The 16,199-nt window shown below is 64.9% G+C and carries 9 protein-coding genes and 1 pseudogene; 6 read left to right on the forward strand and 4 right to left on the reverse strand.

What is annotated here, in order from left to right; translation table 11 throughout:
• Positions 1-146 precede the first annotated feature (146 nt).
• Together ACIA58_RS26325 and ACIA58_RS26330 are read left to right on the forward strand one after the other, a co-directional pair.
• A complete protein-coding gene (locus tag ACIA58_RS26325; protein WP_396406423.1) occupies positions 147-1,286 on the forward strand; it encodes a sensor histidine kinase in 1,140 nt (379 codons plus the stop codon).
• Entirely contained in the window at positions 1,283-1,939 is a 657-nt protein-coding gene (locus tag ACIA58_RS26330) for a response regulator (protein ID WP_396406424.1), read from the forward strand. The genes ACIA58_RS26325 and ACIA58_RS26330 overlap by 4 nt, the downstream gene beginning before the upstream one ends.
• Before the next feature lie 221 nt (positions 1,940-2,160).
• Here the strand turns inward: ACIA58_RS26330 and ACIA58_RS26335 are convergent, their stop codons facing one another.
• Positions 2,161-2,316: a hypothetical protein gene (locus tag ACIA58_RS26335; RefSeq protein WP_396406425.1), complete on the reverse strand. Its 156-nt coding sequence runs from the start codon at positions 2,314-2,316 to the stop codon at positions 2,161-2,163.
• A 196-nt stretch (positions 2,317-2,512) separates the two neighbouring features.
• On the opposite strand from ACIA58_RS26335, the gene ACIA58_RS26340 reads away from it, so the two are divergent.
• The 4 genes from ACIA58_RS26340 (at position 2,513) to ACIA58_RS26355 (ending at position 11,930) form a co-directional block, all read left to right on the forward strand.
• Complete coding sequence (locus ACIA58_RS26340) at positions 2,513-3,412, forward strand: ABC transporter ATP-binding protein (RefSeq protein ID WP_396406426.1); 900 nt, start codon at positions 2,513-2,515, stop codon at positions 3,410-3,412.
• Positions 3,409-4,221: an ABC transporter permease subunit gene (locus ACIA58_RS26345; protein ID WP_396406427.1), complete on the forward strand. Its 813-nt coding sequence runs from the start codon at positions 3,409-3,411 to the stop codon at positions 4,219-4,221. Before ACIA58_RS26340 ends, ACIA58_RS26345 begins: the two co-directional genes overlap by 4 nt.
• 266 nt (positions 4,222-4,487) lie before the next feature.
• On the forward strand, positions 4,488-4,910 hold the full coding sequence (locus tag ACIA58_RS26350) for an NUDIX domain-containing protein (RefSeq protein ID WP_396406521.1): 423 nt from the start codon (positions 4,488-4,490) through the stop codon (positions 4,908-4,910).
• 2,295 nt (positions 4,911-7,205) lie between these two features.
• Positions 7,206-11,930: an NAD-glutamate dehydrogenase gene (locus ACIA58_RS26355; RefSeq protein ID WP_396406428.1), complete on the forward strand. Its 4,725-nt coding sequence runs from the start codon at positions 7,206-7,208 to the stop codon at positions 11,928-11,930.
• A 43-nt stretch (positions 11,931-11,973) separates the two neighbouring features.
• Here ACIA58_RS26355 and ACIA58_RS26360 read toward each other — a convergent pair whose 3' ends face one another.
• From ACIA58_RS26360 to ACIA58_RS26370, 3 genes and pseudogenes are all read right to left on the reverse strand, one after another.
• Entirely contained in the window at positions 11,974-15,141 is a 3,168-nt protein-coding gene (locus ACIA58_RS26360; RefSeq protein ID WP_396406522.1) for a WD40 repeat domain-containing protein, read from the reverse strand.
• Positions 15,142-15,336: 195 nt separating this feature from the next.
• A pseudogene (locus tag ACIA58_RS26365) lies at positions 15,337-15,846 on the reverse strand (trypsin-like peptidase domain-containing protein); the annotation flags it as partial.
• Between the two features lie 5 nt (positions 15,847-15,851).
• A complete protein-coding gene (locus ACIA58_RS26370; protein ID WP_396406429.1) occupies positions 15,852-16,187 on the reverse strand; it encodes a trypco2 family protein in 336 nt (111 codons plus the stop codon).
• Positions 16,188-16,199 lie beyond the last annotated feature (12 nt).

The raw sequence follows: 16,199 nt of genomic DNA on the forward strand, positions 1-16,199 counted from the left end.
CGTGGTGTGGATCAGTAGGTCCACGATCGCCTGGCCCGGCGGCGGGCGCCTCGGCCCGGAGGCTCGGGTTGCCTGGCCGATGGCACGGTCTCCCTCTAGTGCTTTCGGCTGGTACGCGGAGGCGCGCCGAACCCTAGGCTGGAGCCGTGGTCACTATCCGGCGCTCCATCTGGCATGAGCCGCGGCCTGCTGACGCCCCACCCGTCGGTCGGCTCGACTGGCTGCTGGTGGGCGTGTTCGCGGCCGCCGCCTTGGTCGAGGGCATCGTTCGGCCGGGCTTGGCCTGGCGGCCTCTTGTGACGGTGCTCGCCCTGGCGCTGATGCCTGCCTTGCTCTGGCGGCGGAGCCGCCCCCTGATGGCCGCCCTGTCCGGGTGGGGCATCGCCGGGCTGCTCTCGGTCCTCCAGCTGGCTGCGCACGCCGAGGACCTCGGCCTCGACTCCATGACGGCCGTCGTGATCCTGCTCTACTCCCTGGTGCGATGGGGCTCGGGCCGGGAGATCGTTTTGGGTACGGCGTTCGTGACAGTCGTCGTCTTACTGGGGATGTATGCCGCCTCCGTGGGCTGGGCCGAGGTCTTTGGCGGAAGCGTCCTTTTGCTGCTGGTCGTCGCCCTCGCGGTGGTGTTCCGCTACCGCGCCGACCTCTGGCATCGCCGACAGCGCGAGATCCGCAATCAGGAGCGGGTGGCGCTGGCGCGCGAGCTGCATGACACCGTGGCCCACCACGTCTCGGCCATCGCGGTACAGGCGCAGGCCGGTCGCGTGGTGGCAGGTATCCAGCCTGAGAAGGCTGCCGAGGTACTGGCCGCAATCGAGCGTGAAGCGTCGCGAACCCTGGCGGAAATGAGATCCATGGTGCGGGTGCTGCGTGAGGAGGAAGCCGTCGCCTACTCACCGCAGCTGGGTATCGCGGACCTACCTGCTCTGGCGCGCGCGGACGCGACGCCCACCGTCGAGGTCTCGCTGGACGGTTCGTTGACCCGGCTGGCACGACCCGTGGACGCCGCGCTCTATCGGCTCGCGCAGGAGTCGCTGACCAACGCCGTACGGCACGCCAGGAGCGCGACCCGCGTCGGGATCGACGTACGCCGGGAAGGCGACGCCGTCAGACTGCGTGTCAGCGACGATGGACGGACCGAGCCGGGGCCGGGCCCGGGGCCTGGGTTCGGCCTGCTGGGCATGGCCGAACGGGCCCAGCTCCTCGGCGGATCGTTCTCCGCAGGCCCGAGGCCCGGGGGTGGCTGGGTGGTCGAGGCCGTGCTCCCGGTGGAGGCGTTGGGATGAGCATCCGTGTTCTTGTAGCCGACGACCAGGACTTGGTCCGGACCGGGTTGGTGATGATCCTCGGCGCGCAACCCGATCTCGAGGTCGTCGGGGAGGCAGCAGACGGGCTCGCAGCGCTCGACATGGCGACCCGGCTGCGTCCCGATGTCCTCCTCGTCGACATCCGGATGCCCGGGCTCGACGGCGTCGAGGTGACGCGGCGCCTGGCCGGGCCAGACGTGGCCGACCCGATGGCGGTCGTCGTGATCACCACCTTCGACCTCGATGAGTACGTCCTCGGCGCCCTACGCGCCGGCGCCCGCGGCTTCCTGCTCAAAGACGCAGGCCCGGACCTCCTCGTGCAGGCCATCCACGCGGCCGCCAACGGCGACGCCCTGATCGCCCCCAACGTCACCCGCCGCCTCCTGGCAACCTTCGCCAACCAGGCACCGGCGGTACCGATCCAGCCCACCTCCCCGCTCACCGACCGCGAGGAAGAGGTGCTCGCACTGGTGGCACGAGGCCGGACCAACGCCGAAATCGCCACCGACCTCTTCGTCGGCCTGAGCACAGTCAAGTCCCACATCGCATCGCTAATGACCAAGCTCGGCGCCCGCAACCGCGTAGAAATCGCAATGTGGGCCCACGACACCAAACGCGTCAGAGCAAATTAGCGGGCACAGATCGCAACGCAGCCAACCGCGCCGGGCACCGGTGGGCATACCTCCACGATGGCCATTCAGGCTGATGAACTCTCGCACCGCCAGCGCGGGGCCGCGGGCGAAGCCACCGGGAGGTGGTCGGCGATCCGGCACGAGCAGGCGTCACCCGCAATGGAATACGTAGGTGCTGCAAGCACCCGAGGCTCGTCCGCGCCCGTCGGCACAGACGAGTCTCATCGTGGTCGGGCGGTACGCCGCCAGAGCAGCACCGGCGCGATCCCGACCGCCACGATCGCCACTAACGGCCGCCAGGCGACGTCGTCCCGGAAGACTCCCTCGAGCAGCGCCGTCACCATCAACACCCCGACCAGCACCCAGTCGCGCGACACCCGTTCGGGAACGTCGGCTGCGCGGCGCCTCGGCCGACAGCGAGCGCGGGGGCGTTGCTGATCACACGCCCAGCCTAGGGATCGCCGCGGCCTCGGGGACCGACCGAAAGAACGAGACCCCGCTCCTCCCAACGGCCGAGCAGGCTCCGGCCTCGACGCCGATGTGCGCCCGCCGCGACGCGGCGAGGGTTGTCACATGATCACTGTTGAGTCACTGACCCGGAGGTACGCCGGCTTCACCGCCGTCGACAACGTCTCCTTCACCGCCCTGCCTGGGCGCGTGACCGGCTTCCTCGGCCCGAACGGCGCCGGCAAGTCCACCACGATGCGCGTCATGGTCGGCCTGACCGTCCCCACGTCCGGCACCGCGACCATCAACGGAGAACGGTTCGCCGACCTCCCCAACCCCGGCCTCGAGGTGGGCGTCCTCCTGGACGCCTCCGCCCAGCACGCCGGCCGCACCGGACGCGAGATCCTCACGATCGCCGCGGACACCATGGGTCTGCCCCGCCGCCGCGTCGACGAGATGCTCGAGCTCGTCAGCCTGACATCTTCGGAGGCCAAGCGCCGGGTGCGCAACTACTCCCTCGGCATGCGTCAGCGACTGGGCATCGGCACCGCACTGCTCGGGGACCCCCGGGTGCTGATCCTCGACGAACCGGCCAACGGGCTCGACCCTGCCGGGATCCGGTGGATGCGCGACCTGCTGACGGGCTTTGCCAGCCAGGGCGGCACCGTCCTGTTGTCCTCACACCTGCTCCACGAGATCGAGGTCATCGCCGACGACCTGGTCGTGATCGGCAAGGGAAAGGTCGTCGCGTCCGGCAGCAAGGAAGAGCTGCTGGCCGCAGCGGGGACGCTCGTCCGGTCGACGTCACCGCGCGACCTCGCGCACGCCCTCGAACGGGCCGGGATCCCCAGCACGCTCGCAGGGGACGGCTGGGTCCGCACGGATGCCGACCCGGCTCGGGTCGGGGCGGTGGCACTGACAGCTGACATCGCCCTCACCGAGCTCCGGCCCGCCGAGGGCACCGGGCTCGAAGACATGTTCCTGTCCCTCACTGCCGACGCCCAACGCGAAGGAGTTGCGGCATGACCGCCACGATCGTCCCTCCCGACACCATCGAGGCCGAGCCGGCCCGACGGACCGCCCAGCCCATCCCGACCACCCGACTCGTCAAGGTCGAGCTGCGCAAGATGTTCAACACCCGCTCGGGATTCTGGATGCTCATCAGCATCGGCGTCCTGTCGCCCATCTCGGCCGGGTCGCTCCTCGTCCTCGGCCTCAACAGCGACGTCACCTACCAGAACTTCGTGAGGGCGAGCGGGTTCCCGATGTCGGTGATCTTGCCGATCATCGCGATCCTGGCCGTCACAGGTGAGTGGAGCCAGCGAAGTGGGCTCACGACCTTCACGCTGGTGCCGAGCCGCGGCCGCGTGATCGGCGCCAAGGCGATCGCGACCCTCCTGGTGGGCCTCGGCGCCGTCTCCGTCGCCTTCGCGGTCGGCGCCCTCGGCAACGTGGCCGGGTCCGCGCTCGCAGGCGTCGACACCGCGTGGGACATTTCGTTGTCCATGGCACTCCAGATGATGCTCTACAACCTGGTTGGCATGGCCTTCGGCTTCGCCCTCGGTGTCGTGCTGCGCAACCCCGCAGCCGCGATCGTGGGCTACTTCGTCGCTTCACTGGTCATGCCGGGCATCCTCGCGCTCCTGGCTCAGGTGCGTTCGTGGTTCGAGGACCTGCAGCCGTGGATCGACTGGCACTACACGCAGGTGGCGCTCCTCAATGGCGCCACGAACACTGTCAAGGAGTGGGCGATGCTCGGCTCGACCACGATGATCTGGATCGTCATTCCCCTCGTCGTCGGGCTGTCGTTCCTGCGCCGCTCCGAGGTCAAGTAGCCACACACGCGAGCGGCCCTATCCGGAACTCATCTGCACGTTCCGGATACCGCCGTTTCGTGGTGGATCGGCTCAGCGCCCCGGTCATGACGTCGCCTGGCGACGAGAAGGGCGACCACAACCATGACCACCTCCACCCCGCCACCTGAGCCAGGCCGCACCGCTCCACACAGGAACCGCCCGGTCCCCCTCGTCATCGGCATCCTGCTCGCCCTCGTGGGCCTCCCGCTGCTGCTCGGAGGGGTCGGGCTCGGCTGGGCGATGCAATCCTCCGTGACCAGCAGGGCCGGATCCTTCTCGTCGACCCCGATTACAAGCCCGACTGGGACCATCCCGGCGGCATGATCGAGGCCAACGAACCACCTGTCAACGGCCTCATCAGGGAGCTCAACGAAGAGCTCCATCTCGAGCTGGTGCCGGACCAACTCGCGCTCTCGTGCATCGATTGGATGTCGCCCCACGGCCCCTGGGACGACTCGTTGATGTTCATCTTTGATGCCGGACAACTACCCGCCGACCAGATTGCGCGACTCGAGCCGGACCACGACGAGCTGCGGCGGTACGCGTTCCTCGACCTACAGCAGGTACAACAGCGTCTACGCCCATACGTTTGGCTCCGCGTGGAAGCTGCTCTCAAGGCCACCGAATCGCGGACGGTCGCGTACCTCCACGATGGCCATCCGGCCTGACGGAACTCTCGCCGGCCAGCGCAGGGTCGACGGGTCTCCGGAGGTGGCGGAAGATGCAAGGCAAAGCGTGGAACAACGGCGCACACCACCTGTCTGGCGCCGGGTACGGGCTGAAGATTCGCATCGTGGACCGGGACAGCGTCTTGATCCGGCGTGGCCCGACATTGTGCTGACCGTTCCGGGTGAAGGTGAAGTAACAGTCCAGTTGTCCGCCTCGTTTTGGCGGACGTGCAGTGAGCTCCGCAGTGCCGCGATCGGGCGCTGGCTTCTTCGATCCGGCCTGGCTCCGTGGCCACACGGTACCCCGCCTACGATTCGTTTGATCCAGCTGAGCGGCAACCGCTTCGCCGTGGACGCCGACACGACGAGCGGCGCCACTCAGCGGTAGTCAGCGCTCGGGCGCGAGCGGGTGTTGCTGACCATCGAGTACGTGTGTGCTCTGGGCACGAGGCTCGTGCGGCCCTCGCTGGGTCCGGCGCTCGTCGCGGTTGGGCGGCAGCACGTGGCAGTCACTCGCGAGCGATAGCGGGCGCAGCGCGGGCGGCAGCCCGTATGTCCCGGCGGTAGCCGGGGGTGGGCGGGGTGCACGCGTAGCAGGCGCGTTGAGGAGCGGAGCGACGAAGGTAGCGCCTGCATAGCGGGCGGGGGCATTCACTCCCCCAGCTCTTACCTACCGGATTCGCATGCCTGAGATGGCTCTCGCGATCACCAGGCGTTGGATTTCGCTGGTGCCTTCGAAGATGGTGTAGATCTCTTCCAGCGTCGCGGGGATTGGCGCGCGGACGGGCGTACTTGATCTCTGACCTGCGGCTTCGTCTCTCAACGGTCAGCATCGGTGATCGCGGCTTCTCAACCTCCCACGTAGCAGTGACGTAGCAGAAACTTGCCTCATGCAACCTTTTCTGACGGCCGACGAGCCCCTTGCGGCACTCTTCGGGGAGGCGCGGATCATGGAGGTATGACAGTTGGTTCACGACTAGCTTGAGCGGGTTCGCGCGGACTTCCGACAGCTGGCGGCGTCGGCCGACAACATAATGCGCAGGCCCTCGAACCACCGGCAACCGCGGGATGGGCTGCCGTGCAGCCAAGCGCGAGTCCGTCGAGCTCGCCTATGCCACAACGGCCCACCGCGCACAAGGTGCCACCATCGACACCGCGCACCTACTCGTCACCGACAAGCTCACACGAGCCCTCATGGACGCCGGCATGACCCGCGGCCGCCACAGCAGCCGCGCGTACGTCGCCACTCATACGTCGACCGCCGAGATGCATGAGCCCCAGTTCCCGCAAACCATGCAGGACGTCCTGCAGAGCGTCCTCGAACAAGACGGCATCGAGCGCTCTGCCCACGAGATGATGCGCAAGAAGCTCGACGACGGAACCCGCCCTGACCGCCTCCTCCCCATCCACGAACACCTCTGCCAAGAAGACGCTCGCGAACGCTACCGCCCCGCCATCTCCATCAGCAGCCTAGACGCCATCGATGAAGCCGCCCTCCAATCCTCCGCCTTCGGCCCGCTCATCACCGCGCTACGCCGCGCCGAGCACCTCGGCCTCGACGTCCCCACCACCCTCCGCCAGGCCGTTGCCCAGTCCTCCCTCACCGATGCGAAGGACATTAGCGTCCGTCCTACACGCCCGCGTCGAACGACTCACTACGCGAGCCGAACGGCGTACGCGCATAAAATCACCCACACTCATCCCTGGCGTCGCAACGCCGTCCACCCACGTCTCCAACCCCACCTACAAGGCCGCTCTCCAAGAGATCGAGTCCCAGATCGCACAACGCGCAGACTGGCTCGGGGAACAAGCTGCGTCAGCCAACGAGCCTTGGTTCCGGCTGGTTGCCGATTCAGCGTCAGACAAGATCGCCTTGAGGCACCAAGTCGTCCGTGACATCGCGGCCTACCGCGAGACGTGTCAGGTTTCCGGTCTTGATCCTATTGCAACCCCACCAACCGCTGCGTACGCCCAGCTGCGCCATCACGGCCACCTCAAGGTTCGGCTGAGGGAATCGCACAAGCGGCCACCCCTTGCGCCACGTCCCCAGACGGCGATTTCGGCGTGAAGCCCACCGTCGGACGCTGATGCCCACGGTAATCTAGTCGCGCCCAGCTTGCACGCCTTCTCGCCATGGGGATGTCCAAACCGAGAGGACGGTAGTGCTCTATGGTTTATCTGGGGCGTCGGGCTGTCCGATGGATCCAAGGCTTGAGGCCATCGGGCTTCTGAGCTGGATCCGTCGACTCGACGGCAGGTATGGGGTAGCCGGCGAGACGCCGGATGGGGGTGGGTATGGCAAGCAAGCTGGACGTCCAGAAGGCCGATGTGCTGGCCAAGGCGGTGTCGGCCGGGACGCATGGTCATGACAAGTCGGCCGACCCTGGCAAGCTGAAGATGTTCCTCGAGCAGTACTACCGGCATGTCGCAGCAGAGGATGTCGCCGAGCGTCAGCCGATCGACTGCCTGGGCGCCGCACGGCATCACTATAAGTCAGCGATGGTTCGCCCACCGGGAACTGCGAGGTTGGACGTCTTCACACCCACGCTGGAGGAGCACGGCTGGTCCGCGATCGGACGGACCGTCATCGAGATCGTCAGCGACGACATGCCGTTTCTCTTAGACAGCGTCTTAATGGCGATCACCGAGCAAGGCCTTGAGGTCGCTGGCGCGATCTATTCTCAGTTCATCGCGCGGCGCGACGCTGGCGGGGCACTGCAGGAGGTGCTCGACGAGTATGCACTCGCTGACGACAAGGGCCTGGTCCGCGAGAGCTGGATGCATCTGGAGATCGAGCGGATCGCGGACGTCGCCGTGCAGCGCACCCTGGGGCAGGCGCTGCGGAGGGCGCTGCCCGACGTCCGTGCGGCGGTCGAGGACTGGCCGAAGATGCACGAGAAGGCGGTCAGCATCGCCGCCGGGCTGACGGCCGACGACCTGCCGGTCTCCGAGAGCGAGGTGGAGGAGACCCGCGAGCTGCTCGAGTGGCTCGCCGACGAGCACTTCACCTTCCTCGGCTACCGCGAGTACGACTTCACCATGGAAGGTGAGCAGGGCGTCCTATGCGCGCGCGCCGGCACCGGCCTGGGTGTGTTGCGTGATAATCCGACGGCTGGCATAAGAACCGTGAAACTGCCGCGAGAGGCCAGCAAGATGGCTCAGGAGCGGAAGCTGCTGATCCTCACCAAGGCCAACTCCCGCTCTACGGTGCACAGGTCGGCTTACCTGGACTACGTGGGCATCAAGCAGTTCGACGAGAACGGCAACCCGTTCCGAGAGTGCCGGTTCATCGGTCTGCTGTCGTCGACGGCGTACACCGAGAGCATCGTGCAGGTGCCGCTGCTGCGACGCAAGGCGCTGGCGCTATTCCGCCAGACCGGCTTCGAGCCAAACGGTCATCGCGGCAAGGGCCTGCTCGACGTACTGGAGACCTACCCACGCGACGAGCTGCTGCAGGCACCTGTGGAGGACCTGCTCCCCATCGTGCAGTCGGTGCTGCACCTGCAGGAGCGGCGCGCGGTCAAGCTGTTCGTACGGCGTGACGTCTACAACCGGTACCTGTCCTGCCTGGTGTACCTGCCGCGTGACCGCTACACCACTGCGGTCCGGCTGAAGATGCAGCAGATCCTGAAGGACGCCATCGGCGCCGAGACGGTCACGTACGCCGCCTACGTCACGGAGTCCGTGCTGGCCCGCGTGCACTTCGTAGTGCGGATGACGCAGCGCGAGACGGTCGGCGAGTACGACGCGCATCTGCTGGAGCAGCAGGTCATCGAGGCGACCCGGGCGTGGCAGGACGACTTCACCGCCGCGCTGCACGCACAGGGCGGCGACGGTGCGGTCACCAAGCTGTCCCGCCGGTACGCCAACGCGTTCCCGGAGGCGTACAAGGAGGACTTCGACGCGCGCGTCGCGGTCAACGACGTACATGTCCTGGAGAGCCTGCCGTCCGACAACGGGCTGGCCATGTCGCTCTACACCCCGCTCGACGAGGAGTGGGAAGGCGAACGGCGCTTCAAGGTGTTCCGCACCGGGTCGTCGCTGTCGCTCTCACAGGTCCTGCCGCATCTGAGCGCGATGGGCGTGGAGGTCGTCGACGAGCGCCCGTACGAGATCCGCTGCGACGACGGCCCGATGGCCTACATCTACGACTTCGGCCTGAGAGCACCGGAGGACACCGAGGAGCGCGAGGAACTGCGCAAACTCTTCTCCGACACGTTCCAGGCTCAATGGTACGGTGCCGCGGAGAGCGATGCGCTCAACGGACTAGCGATTCGCTCAGGCCTGAATTGGCGCCAGATCTCGCTCATACGTGCATACGTCAGATGCCACCGCCAGATCGGGACTCGGTTCAGTGGCGACTTCATTGATTCCTGCTTGTTGAAGTACAGCGAGGTGATCACCCTCCTCTACCAACTGTTCGAGGCACTGTTCGATCCGACTCGTGGGGATCTGAATGGACTGCATCGCCATGAGCAGTCACTGACGTTGGAGAAGGAGATCCTAGCCGCGCTCGACACGGTGCAGAGCCTGGACGAGGACGAGATCCTGCGATCGTTCCTGACGCTGGTGAAGGCAACGCTACGGACTAACTACTTTCAGGCGGGCGCCGACGGCCGGCATCGTGAGTACATCTCGCTGAAGTTGGAATCCAGAGCGATCCCGGACCTACCGCAGCCACGCCCGATGTACGAAAGCTTCGTCTACTCGCCGCAGGTCGAGGGATCATTCCTGCAGTTCGGCAGTCCACTAATTCGCGGCGGCCTGATGTTGTCGGACCGGCGGGAGGACTTCCGGACCGAGGTGCTCGGCCTGGTGAAGGCGCAGATGGTGAAGAACTCGGCATTGGTCGCCGTGGGCGCGAAGGGCGGGTTCTACGCCAAGCAGTTGCCGGATCCGTCCGTCGACCGGGACGCATGGCTGGCCGAGGGCATCGCGTCGTACAAGACCTTCATCTCCGGGTTGCTGGACATCACCGACAACATCGTTGCCGGTGACATCGTTCCGCCGCGCGACGTGGTCCGGTACGACGGTGACGACGCCTACCTGGTCGTTGCCGCCGACAAGGGCACGGCGACGTTCTCCGACATCGCGAACGGGGTCGCGAAGGAGTACGGCTTCTGGCTGGGCGACGCGTTCGCGTCCGGCGGCTCGGTCGGCTACGACCACAAGGCGATGGGAATCACCGCCCGCGGCGCGTGGGAATCGGTCAAGCGGCACTTCCGCGAGATGGGCCACGACTGCCAGGCGGAGGACTTCACCGTCGTCGGCGTCGGCGACATGTCCGGCGACGTGTTCGGCAACGGCATGCTGCTGTCCGAGCACATCCGGCTGGTCGCGGCGTTCGACCACCGGCACATCTTCCTCGACCCGACGCCCGACGCCGCCTCGTCGTTCACCGAGCGGCGGCGGCTCTTCGACCTCCCGCGGTCGTCCTGGGCGGACTACGACGCGTCGCTCATCTCCGCCGGCGGCGGCGTGTTCCCGCGGACCGAGAAGGCGATCCCGATCTCCACCGAGGTGCGCGACGCGCTCGGTATCGAAGGCAGTCCGGCGAAGCTGACGCCGGCCGAGTTGATGAACGCAATCCTGAAGGCGCCGGTCGACCTGTTCTGGAACGGCGGCATCGGCACGTACGTGAAATCGTCCGGCGAGTCCAACGCCGACGTCGGCGACAAGGCCAACGACGCGATCCGGATCAACGGCTCCGACCTGCGGGCCCGGGCGGTCGGCGAGGGCGGCAACCTCGGCTTCACCCAGCTCGGCCGGATCGAGTACGCCGCGGCCGGCGGCCGGATCAACACCGACTTCATCGACAACGTGGCCGGCGTGGACACCTCCGACCACGAGGTGAACATCAAGATCCTGCTGGACAAGGTGGTTGCCGACGGCGACCTCACCGAGAAGCAGCGCAACGACATCATCGCGTCGATGACCGACGAGGTCGGCGCGCTAGTGCTGAAGAGCAACTACCGGCAGAACATCGCGCTCGCCAACGCGGCCGAGCAGGCCCCGGCGCTCCTCGATATCCACCTCGCTTGGATTCGGCGGCTCGAGCAAGACGCTCCGCTCGATCCGGCAATCCAGGCTCTCCTCGAAGAACCGGAGTTCAGACGCCGCAGGGCCGAGGGACGTGGGCTGACGTCGCCGGAGCTGTCGGTGCTGATCGCGTACACCAAGCTCGTGCTCAAGGCGGAGCTGCTCACGACGACGCTCCCGGACGACCCGTTCCTCAAGCACAAGCTCGCCAGCTACTTCCCGAAGGCGATCCAGGAGCGGTTCGAGGACCAGATCCAGAGCCACCAGCTGCGGCGCGAGATCATCACCACGCAGGTCGTCAACGAATTCGTGAACACGTCCGGCATCACGGCGTACCACCGGCTCTCGCTCGAGACCGGCGGGACCGTCGAGGACGTCGTCCGCGCGAACCTCGCGGCCAGCAGGATCTTCTCGCAGCCGGAGCTGCTGTCGCGCAACGCCGAGCTGGACAACATCGTCGACGCCGAGACCCAGACCCACATGCGGCTGGAGACCCGGACGCTGGTCGAACGCGCAACGCGCTGGCTGGTCAGCAACCGGCGGCCTCCGGTCGACATCGAGGAGCTCATCGAGTTCTTCGGTCCGGGGATCGCGAAGCTGACCGCGGCGCTGCCCGACGTACTGCGGGGTCGTGAGCTGGCCCTGTTCGAGCAGCGCCGGGAAAGCCTTGTGCAGAAGGGTGTTGCGGACGATTTCGCAACCCGGATCGCCGTGCTGCCCCCGGCGTACGCCGGACTCGGCATCGTCGAGACCGCGTCCCGCGAGGACATCGACATCCTCGAAGTCGCCAAGATCCACTTCGCCCTCGGCGAGCGGCTGCAGCTCACACGATTCCTCGACCAACTCGATCCAGCAGCGAGCGTCACCCGGCCGGTGCTTACGTCAGTCCAAGACTCGCGACACAAAGCCCTCCAACTGAAGACAGCCAGAGCTCTCAAGAGCTCACCAGGGGACGCCTCGTCTACGCGCACGCCTACCTAAGCGAAGCGCACCGGATGCAGGCGCTGGTTGACCGTCGATGACCTCACGCGGGGCAGTGAAGGATTGAAAGCTGGTTGCCATCGTGCGCAACTGCGACAACAGCACAATCATCAGCGCTCGGCAAGCAGTCGATAGCCTCAACCGGAGAGCAAAGCCGACAGATTTCTACCCCTTGCAGCGTATCCCAAAGGCGGATGGTCTGATCTCGCCCGGCCGACATAGCTCGATGATCGCTCACTGCCGCGATCGCAATCACTCCACCTGGATGCGATCCAAGCAGTGTCGGCGTGAGCGCTGCGTTAGGTCCCTCAATCGACAACAGATCCCCACTTTCGGTGCCTAGCAGAATCTGCCCACCTGCCAGCACGGCAACGCTGCTAACCACGCTATTCAGCCGAAGTAGCTGAATGGGCTCGGCCTCGCCATCCGCAGACCAGAGTGCGACCACTCCCTCTTGATCACCTGTCATCACATTACCGTTAGGCAGTCCAGCGATTGCCGTAATTGCGCGAGGCAATCGTCCCAAAAGCGTCGGGTCAAGGACTGACGTCGTGGGATGCCATCGATTGATCCGCCCGTCTACCCCACCTGTAAGAAATCCGCCATCCGGAGCGGGTGCCATTACACTCACCCAACCGAACGACGCCGATTCAGAGAATTCTCCGCTGGGAGTCCACTTCCTCAGGGACGGCGTGAAGAAGCCTCCTGCGGAGAAGTAGTCTCCGCCAGCCGTTACGACGACCGCGACAGAATCCGTTTGCAGACCTAGACTCGTGGGGGTCACCTCGTCCGCCCGCCACAACTTAACGTACCCGTCATCGCGAGCGGTCAACACGCTGCCGTCAGGGCCACAGGCGATCGCGCTCATCCTCAGGCGATCATTGTGGATCTCCTCAGGATCCGACCGGATTTCAACGTCCCAGATAAATATCTCGCCCGATGTATCGAGGGCAACAATGCGACCATCCGTCAGCGCCGCGATCGCAAGGACACGACTCGACATCTTCACACGACCGATCCGCCTCTGCGAATCGTTAATACTCCACACTGTGAGAAAGCAATCTGCCGTCGCAAGGACAACATATCCACTACTCAACGCAATCGCCGTGTCTACATAGGATTCACGAACATCGAAGGACACTTTGCTAGAATCAGGAGCGAAGATAGCGGACACAGGTGACATTGGATCTAATATGCGTACCACATGTCCACCACGACGTGTGGCAACAACGGATAGGGCTCGACCATCAGGCAGTCCGCAGAAACTGATGACCTGTTCCCCGTACGACAGACAAATCGGCTCCGATCGCCTTCCAACTGAAGACCAGTAGAGAACACGTTGGTCAGCGGTGTACGCAAGAAGGCCGCCATTGGGCAATGGAGCTAGGAGTTCTGCACATATCCGCCCGAATTCCGCTGCGGTGAACGCACGACCATCATCACTCCAGACATGGACACTACCCTGCTCAGAGACCCCGCCTGCACGATCCCTGCACGCGGTGACCAGTCGCCCGTCGGCTAACGTGGTCATGGCCGATAGCGGTCCATCCACTTCCCCCATCAGGCGAGGCGTGCTGTCCGGCGTGGAGGGATCGAGGATCCAAACTCGCCCGTCTGAGCCACCGATGCCCAGTCGGCCATCCAGCAGAGCCGACGCCTGCGGCGCGCCTGCGACGCGGAATGCGCCACCCACCTCCATCGGCCTAGCCTTCGACGAGGCCAGAGACCAGCGAAGGAGCCTCCCCTCCTCCGTCACTGTTACAACGCCGCCCCCTGCGATGCCAATCATCATCTGCTGTCGAAGTTTGACCGCCATCGATGCAGCAGGCTTCTCCGAGTCGGCAAGTACAATCGTCGGGATGATCCCCGGATCAGCCATAACTTGTAGCCTTTTCGCGCAGGCTTCAGCAACTACCCATGCCTCGCAAGCGAGCGCTTCCAGGCATAATTGGCGCAACACGAATCCAGGTTCCGTTTTGCCAGCGGACTCACGTAGATTCAACGCCTGCCTCTGGACGACGTTTAGCATGCTACGAGCTCCGGTGAGTCGAGACATACCTCGAGCCGCTGTTCGCAAACTCGCAAGGACGTTGTCGACACCGGAGATGCGAATGGCGTGCTCGATCCAGTAGACATCACCGAGCAGTGCGTCGAGTCGATCCCGATCGGCGCTAATCGCATCAGGATACGAGTCGAAGAAATAGCTGGGGGGTACCTCATCTGGATCGACCGCTCGCCATTCTTTACGCTGCCAGTCTAGCGACCATTCCGTCAATCGTTTCAGGTACTTCGGATGGCTGGTATATGGATTCGCCAGACAATGTTCGAGCAACGATGCATGTGCAAACTGGTAGCGCTTCTGCCTGGCGTGCAACGCGACCGGTTGCAGGCTCCGGCCCGCTGACTCCTCGACAAACCTGCCGATCTGCAGCAGGGGTCGCGACGTAAGCTCCCCGATGTCCATAATAGACAGGGGTCCGGCCGCCGCTGTGAGGCAGCCGAGTATATCGACTGCAAGTTCACTCCTGTGTCGACTCAGAAGGCCAGCTATCTCCTGCTCAGCCAATGACCGCTGATATTGGGCGTACTCAGATTCGCGGAGCTCAACTAGCGTTGCACGCCGAAGCGGATGCTCGACAGCTACATCCTGCGGTAACTCTGGATGTGGCCGTCCGGATACGAGCACATGCGAGTGATGCCCAGCATGCTGCGGAAGAACACAGGCCACGCTGGGCACAGTGTCTGGCCGTAAGTCTTCGTCCAAGGCGTCGACCACAAGCAATAGATGTCGATCGAGTGTGGAGGCGCGAACTGTCGCACGCTCCCAGAGTAATCTGAACTGATCACGATCGGCCACCGGCGTGACTTCGCCAAGCAACTCTGCCAACTGTGGAACGACTGCGGCGAGGAAGCGATTGCTATCCGCATCCGACTCGCGCATTGACAAGAAATAGGCGACCACGTCAACATCTTCAGGCATCGTGTCCGTAGCGACACTTGAAAGCAACGCAGTCTTGCCCGCCCAGGCGCCTCCCACAATATACCGGTAGCTCTCATTTCCCGTAGCGAAGTCCGCAATATCTGCAAGTTCAGATTGACGACCCCGAAGGCTCGGCGTGCGCCTGCGGACCTCCCTGATTGTTGCCAGATATGGCGCTTCCGGTGTCGATGTATGGGCCGGCAGAACCACAAGATCCTGCTGGCCGGACACGCCGAGGCGGGACCACCAAAGCTCAGGGTTTGTTACGCCTCTCCTCTTGGTGGATCGTGCTCCATCCGGCTCCAGAGCAGTCAAAGGCACCGCTGTGATTGCTGACGCTCCCTCGCGTGGCGCGTGTTCGACGACGACTCCGAGGAGACGTCCAGATGCAATTACCGGTCCACCAGACATACCTGACCACTCGGATCTGTCGAGAGTCAGGTCCTCGGCCGGCAACCCCCGCGGCGATTCCAAGACGCGCACACTGAGCAGTCCGGATCCAAGCTTCGACAGAACCGGGATCATTCCGATCGCGTCCACAGAGTCACGGACCGCTGATGGCGAGGGGGTCTCCGCGAACCACGGATAGCCGATCGCGTGGCATCGCTCCACGGGCTCCCCCGCCGGGTTGTCACGATCGACTCGGGCGAGTCCGATGGCTGGCAGGTCAAGCGCCGTGTGCTCGATGTCGATGAGGGCGAGATCGGGACCCGGACCGTCGGGATCGCCGACCAACGCTTCCTGAAGGACGGCACCGTATGTGTTCTTCGCGGCATCTCGAACAGTCACACTGACGGCGCCGACCAGAAGGTGCGCAGCCGTGACTACTGTTCGGCCTCGAACTATGCAGCCGGAACCGAATCTGTACCGTTCTGCGGCACCGGCCCCCAGATCGACTATGATCTCGACGATTCGGCTGGCCAGCGAGACACGCACTGCGGCTAGCCCTTGAGTTCGTCGCTCGCGTTCGCGACCTTGACCGGACGGCCTTCCTGATCGACTGGCGGTCCGAAGACGACGGTGATCGTCTGGTCAGCACCACTTTCGCGACTTCCACCACCACCGAGTTCAATGTTCACAATTGGAACTCTGAATCCGGCCTTGCCGTCCACGGACCTCGTGGCGCGGGCGGTCAGTTCAACAGTCATCGACTGAATCGGCAGTTGTACCGCCGATCCCGCGCCCGACGCCCGCGCACGAAGCAATTCATCCCTCAGCAGCGCGATCGCGTCTGAGAGACCCACACCATCGGTGCCATCACCTCTTGTCTCGCCCATTTTCCCCCCTTG

This window comes from Kribbella sp. NPDC051586 (assembly GCF_044453965.1).
Taxonomy (GTDB): Bacteria; Actinomycetota; Actinomycetes; order Propionibacteriales; family Kribbellaceae; genus Kribbella.

What these genes read in the sequence shown, in the direction of transcription:
- ACIA58_RS26330 (WP_396406424.1), top strand. Translation starts at nt 1,283, where the DNA reads ATGAGCATCCGTGTTCTTGTAGCCGACGACCAGGACTTGGTCCGGACC.
- ACIA58_RS26340 (WP_396406426.1), top strand. Translation starts at nt 2,513, where the DNA reads ATGATCACTGTTGAGTCACTGACCCGGAGGTACGCCGGCTTCACCGCC.
- ACIA58_RS26345 (WP_396406427.1), top strand. Translation starts at nt 3,409, where the DNA reads ATGACCGCCACGATCGTCCCTCCCGACACCATCGAGGCCGAGCCGGCC.
- ACIA58_RS26355 (WP_396406428.1), top strand. Translation starts at nt 7,206, where the DNA reads ATGGCAAGCAAGCTGGACGTCCAGAAGGCCGATGTGCTGGCCAAGGCG.
- ACIA58_RS26370 (WP_396406429.1), bottom strand. Translation starts at nt 16,187, where the DNA reads ATGGGCGAGACAAGAGGTGATGGCACCGATGGTGTGGGTCTCTCAGAC.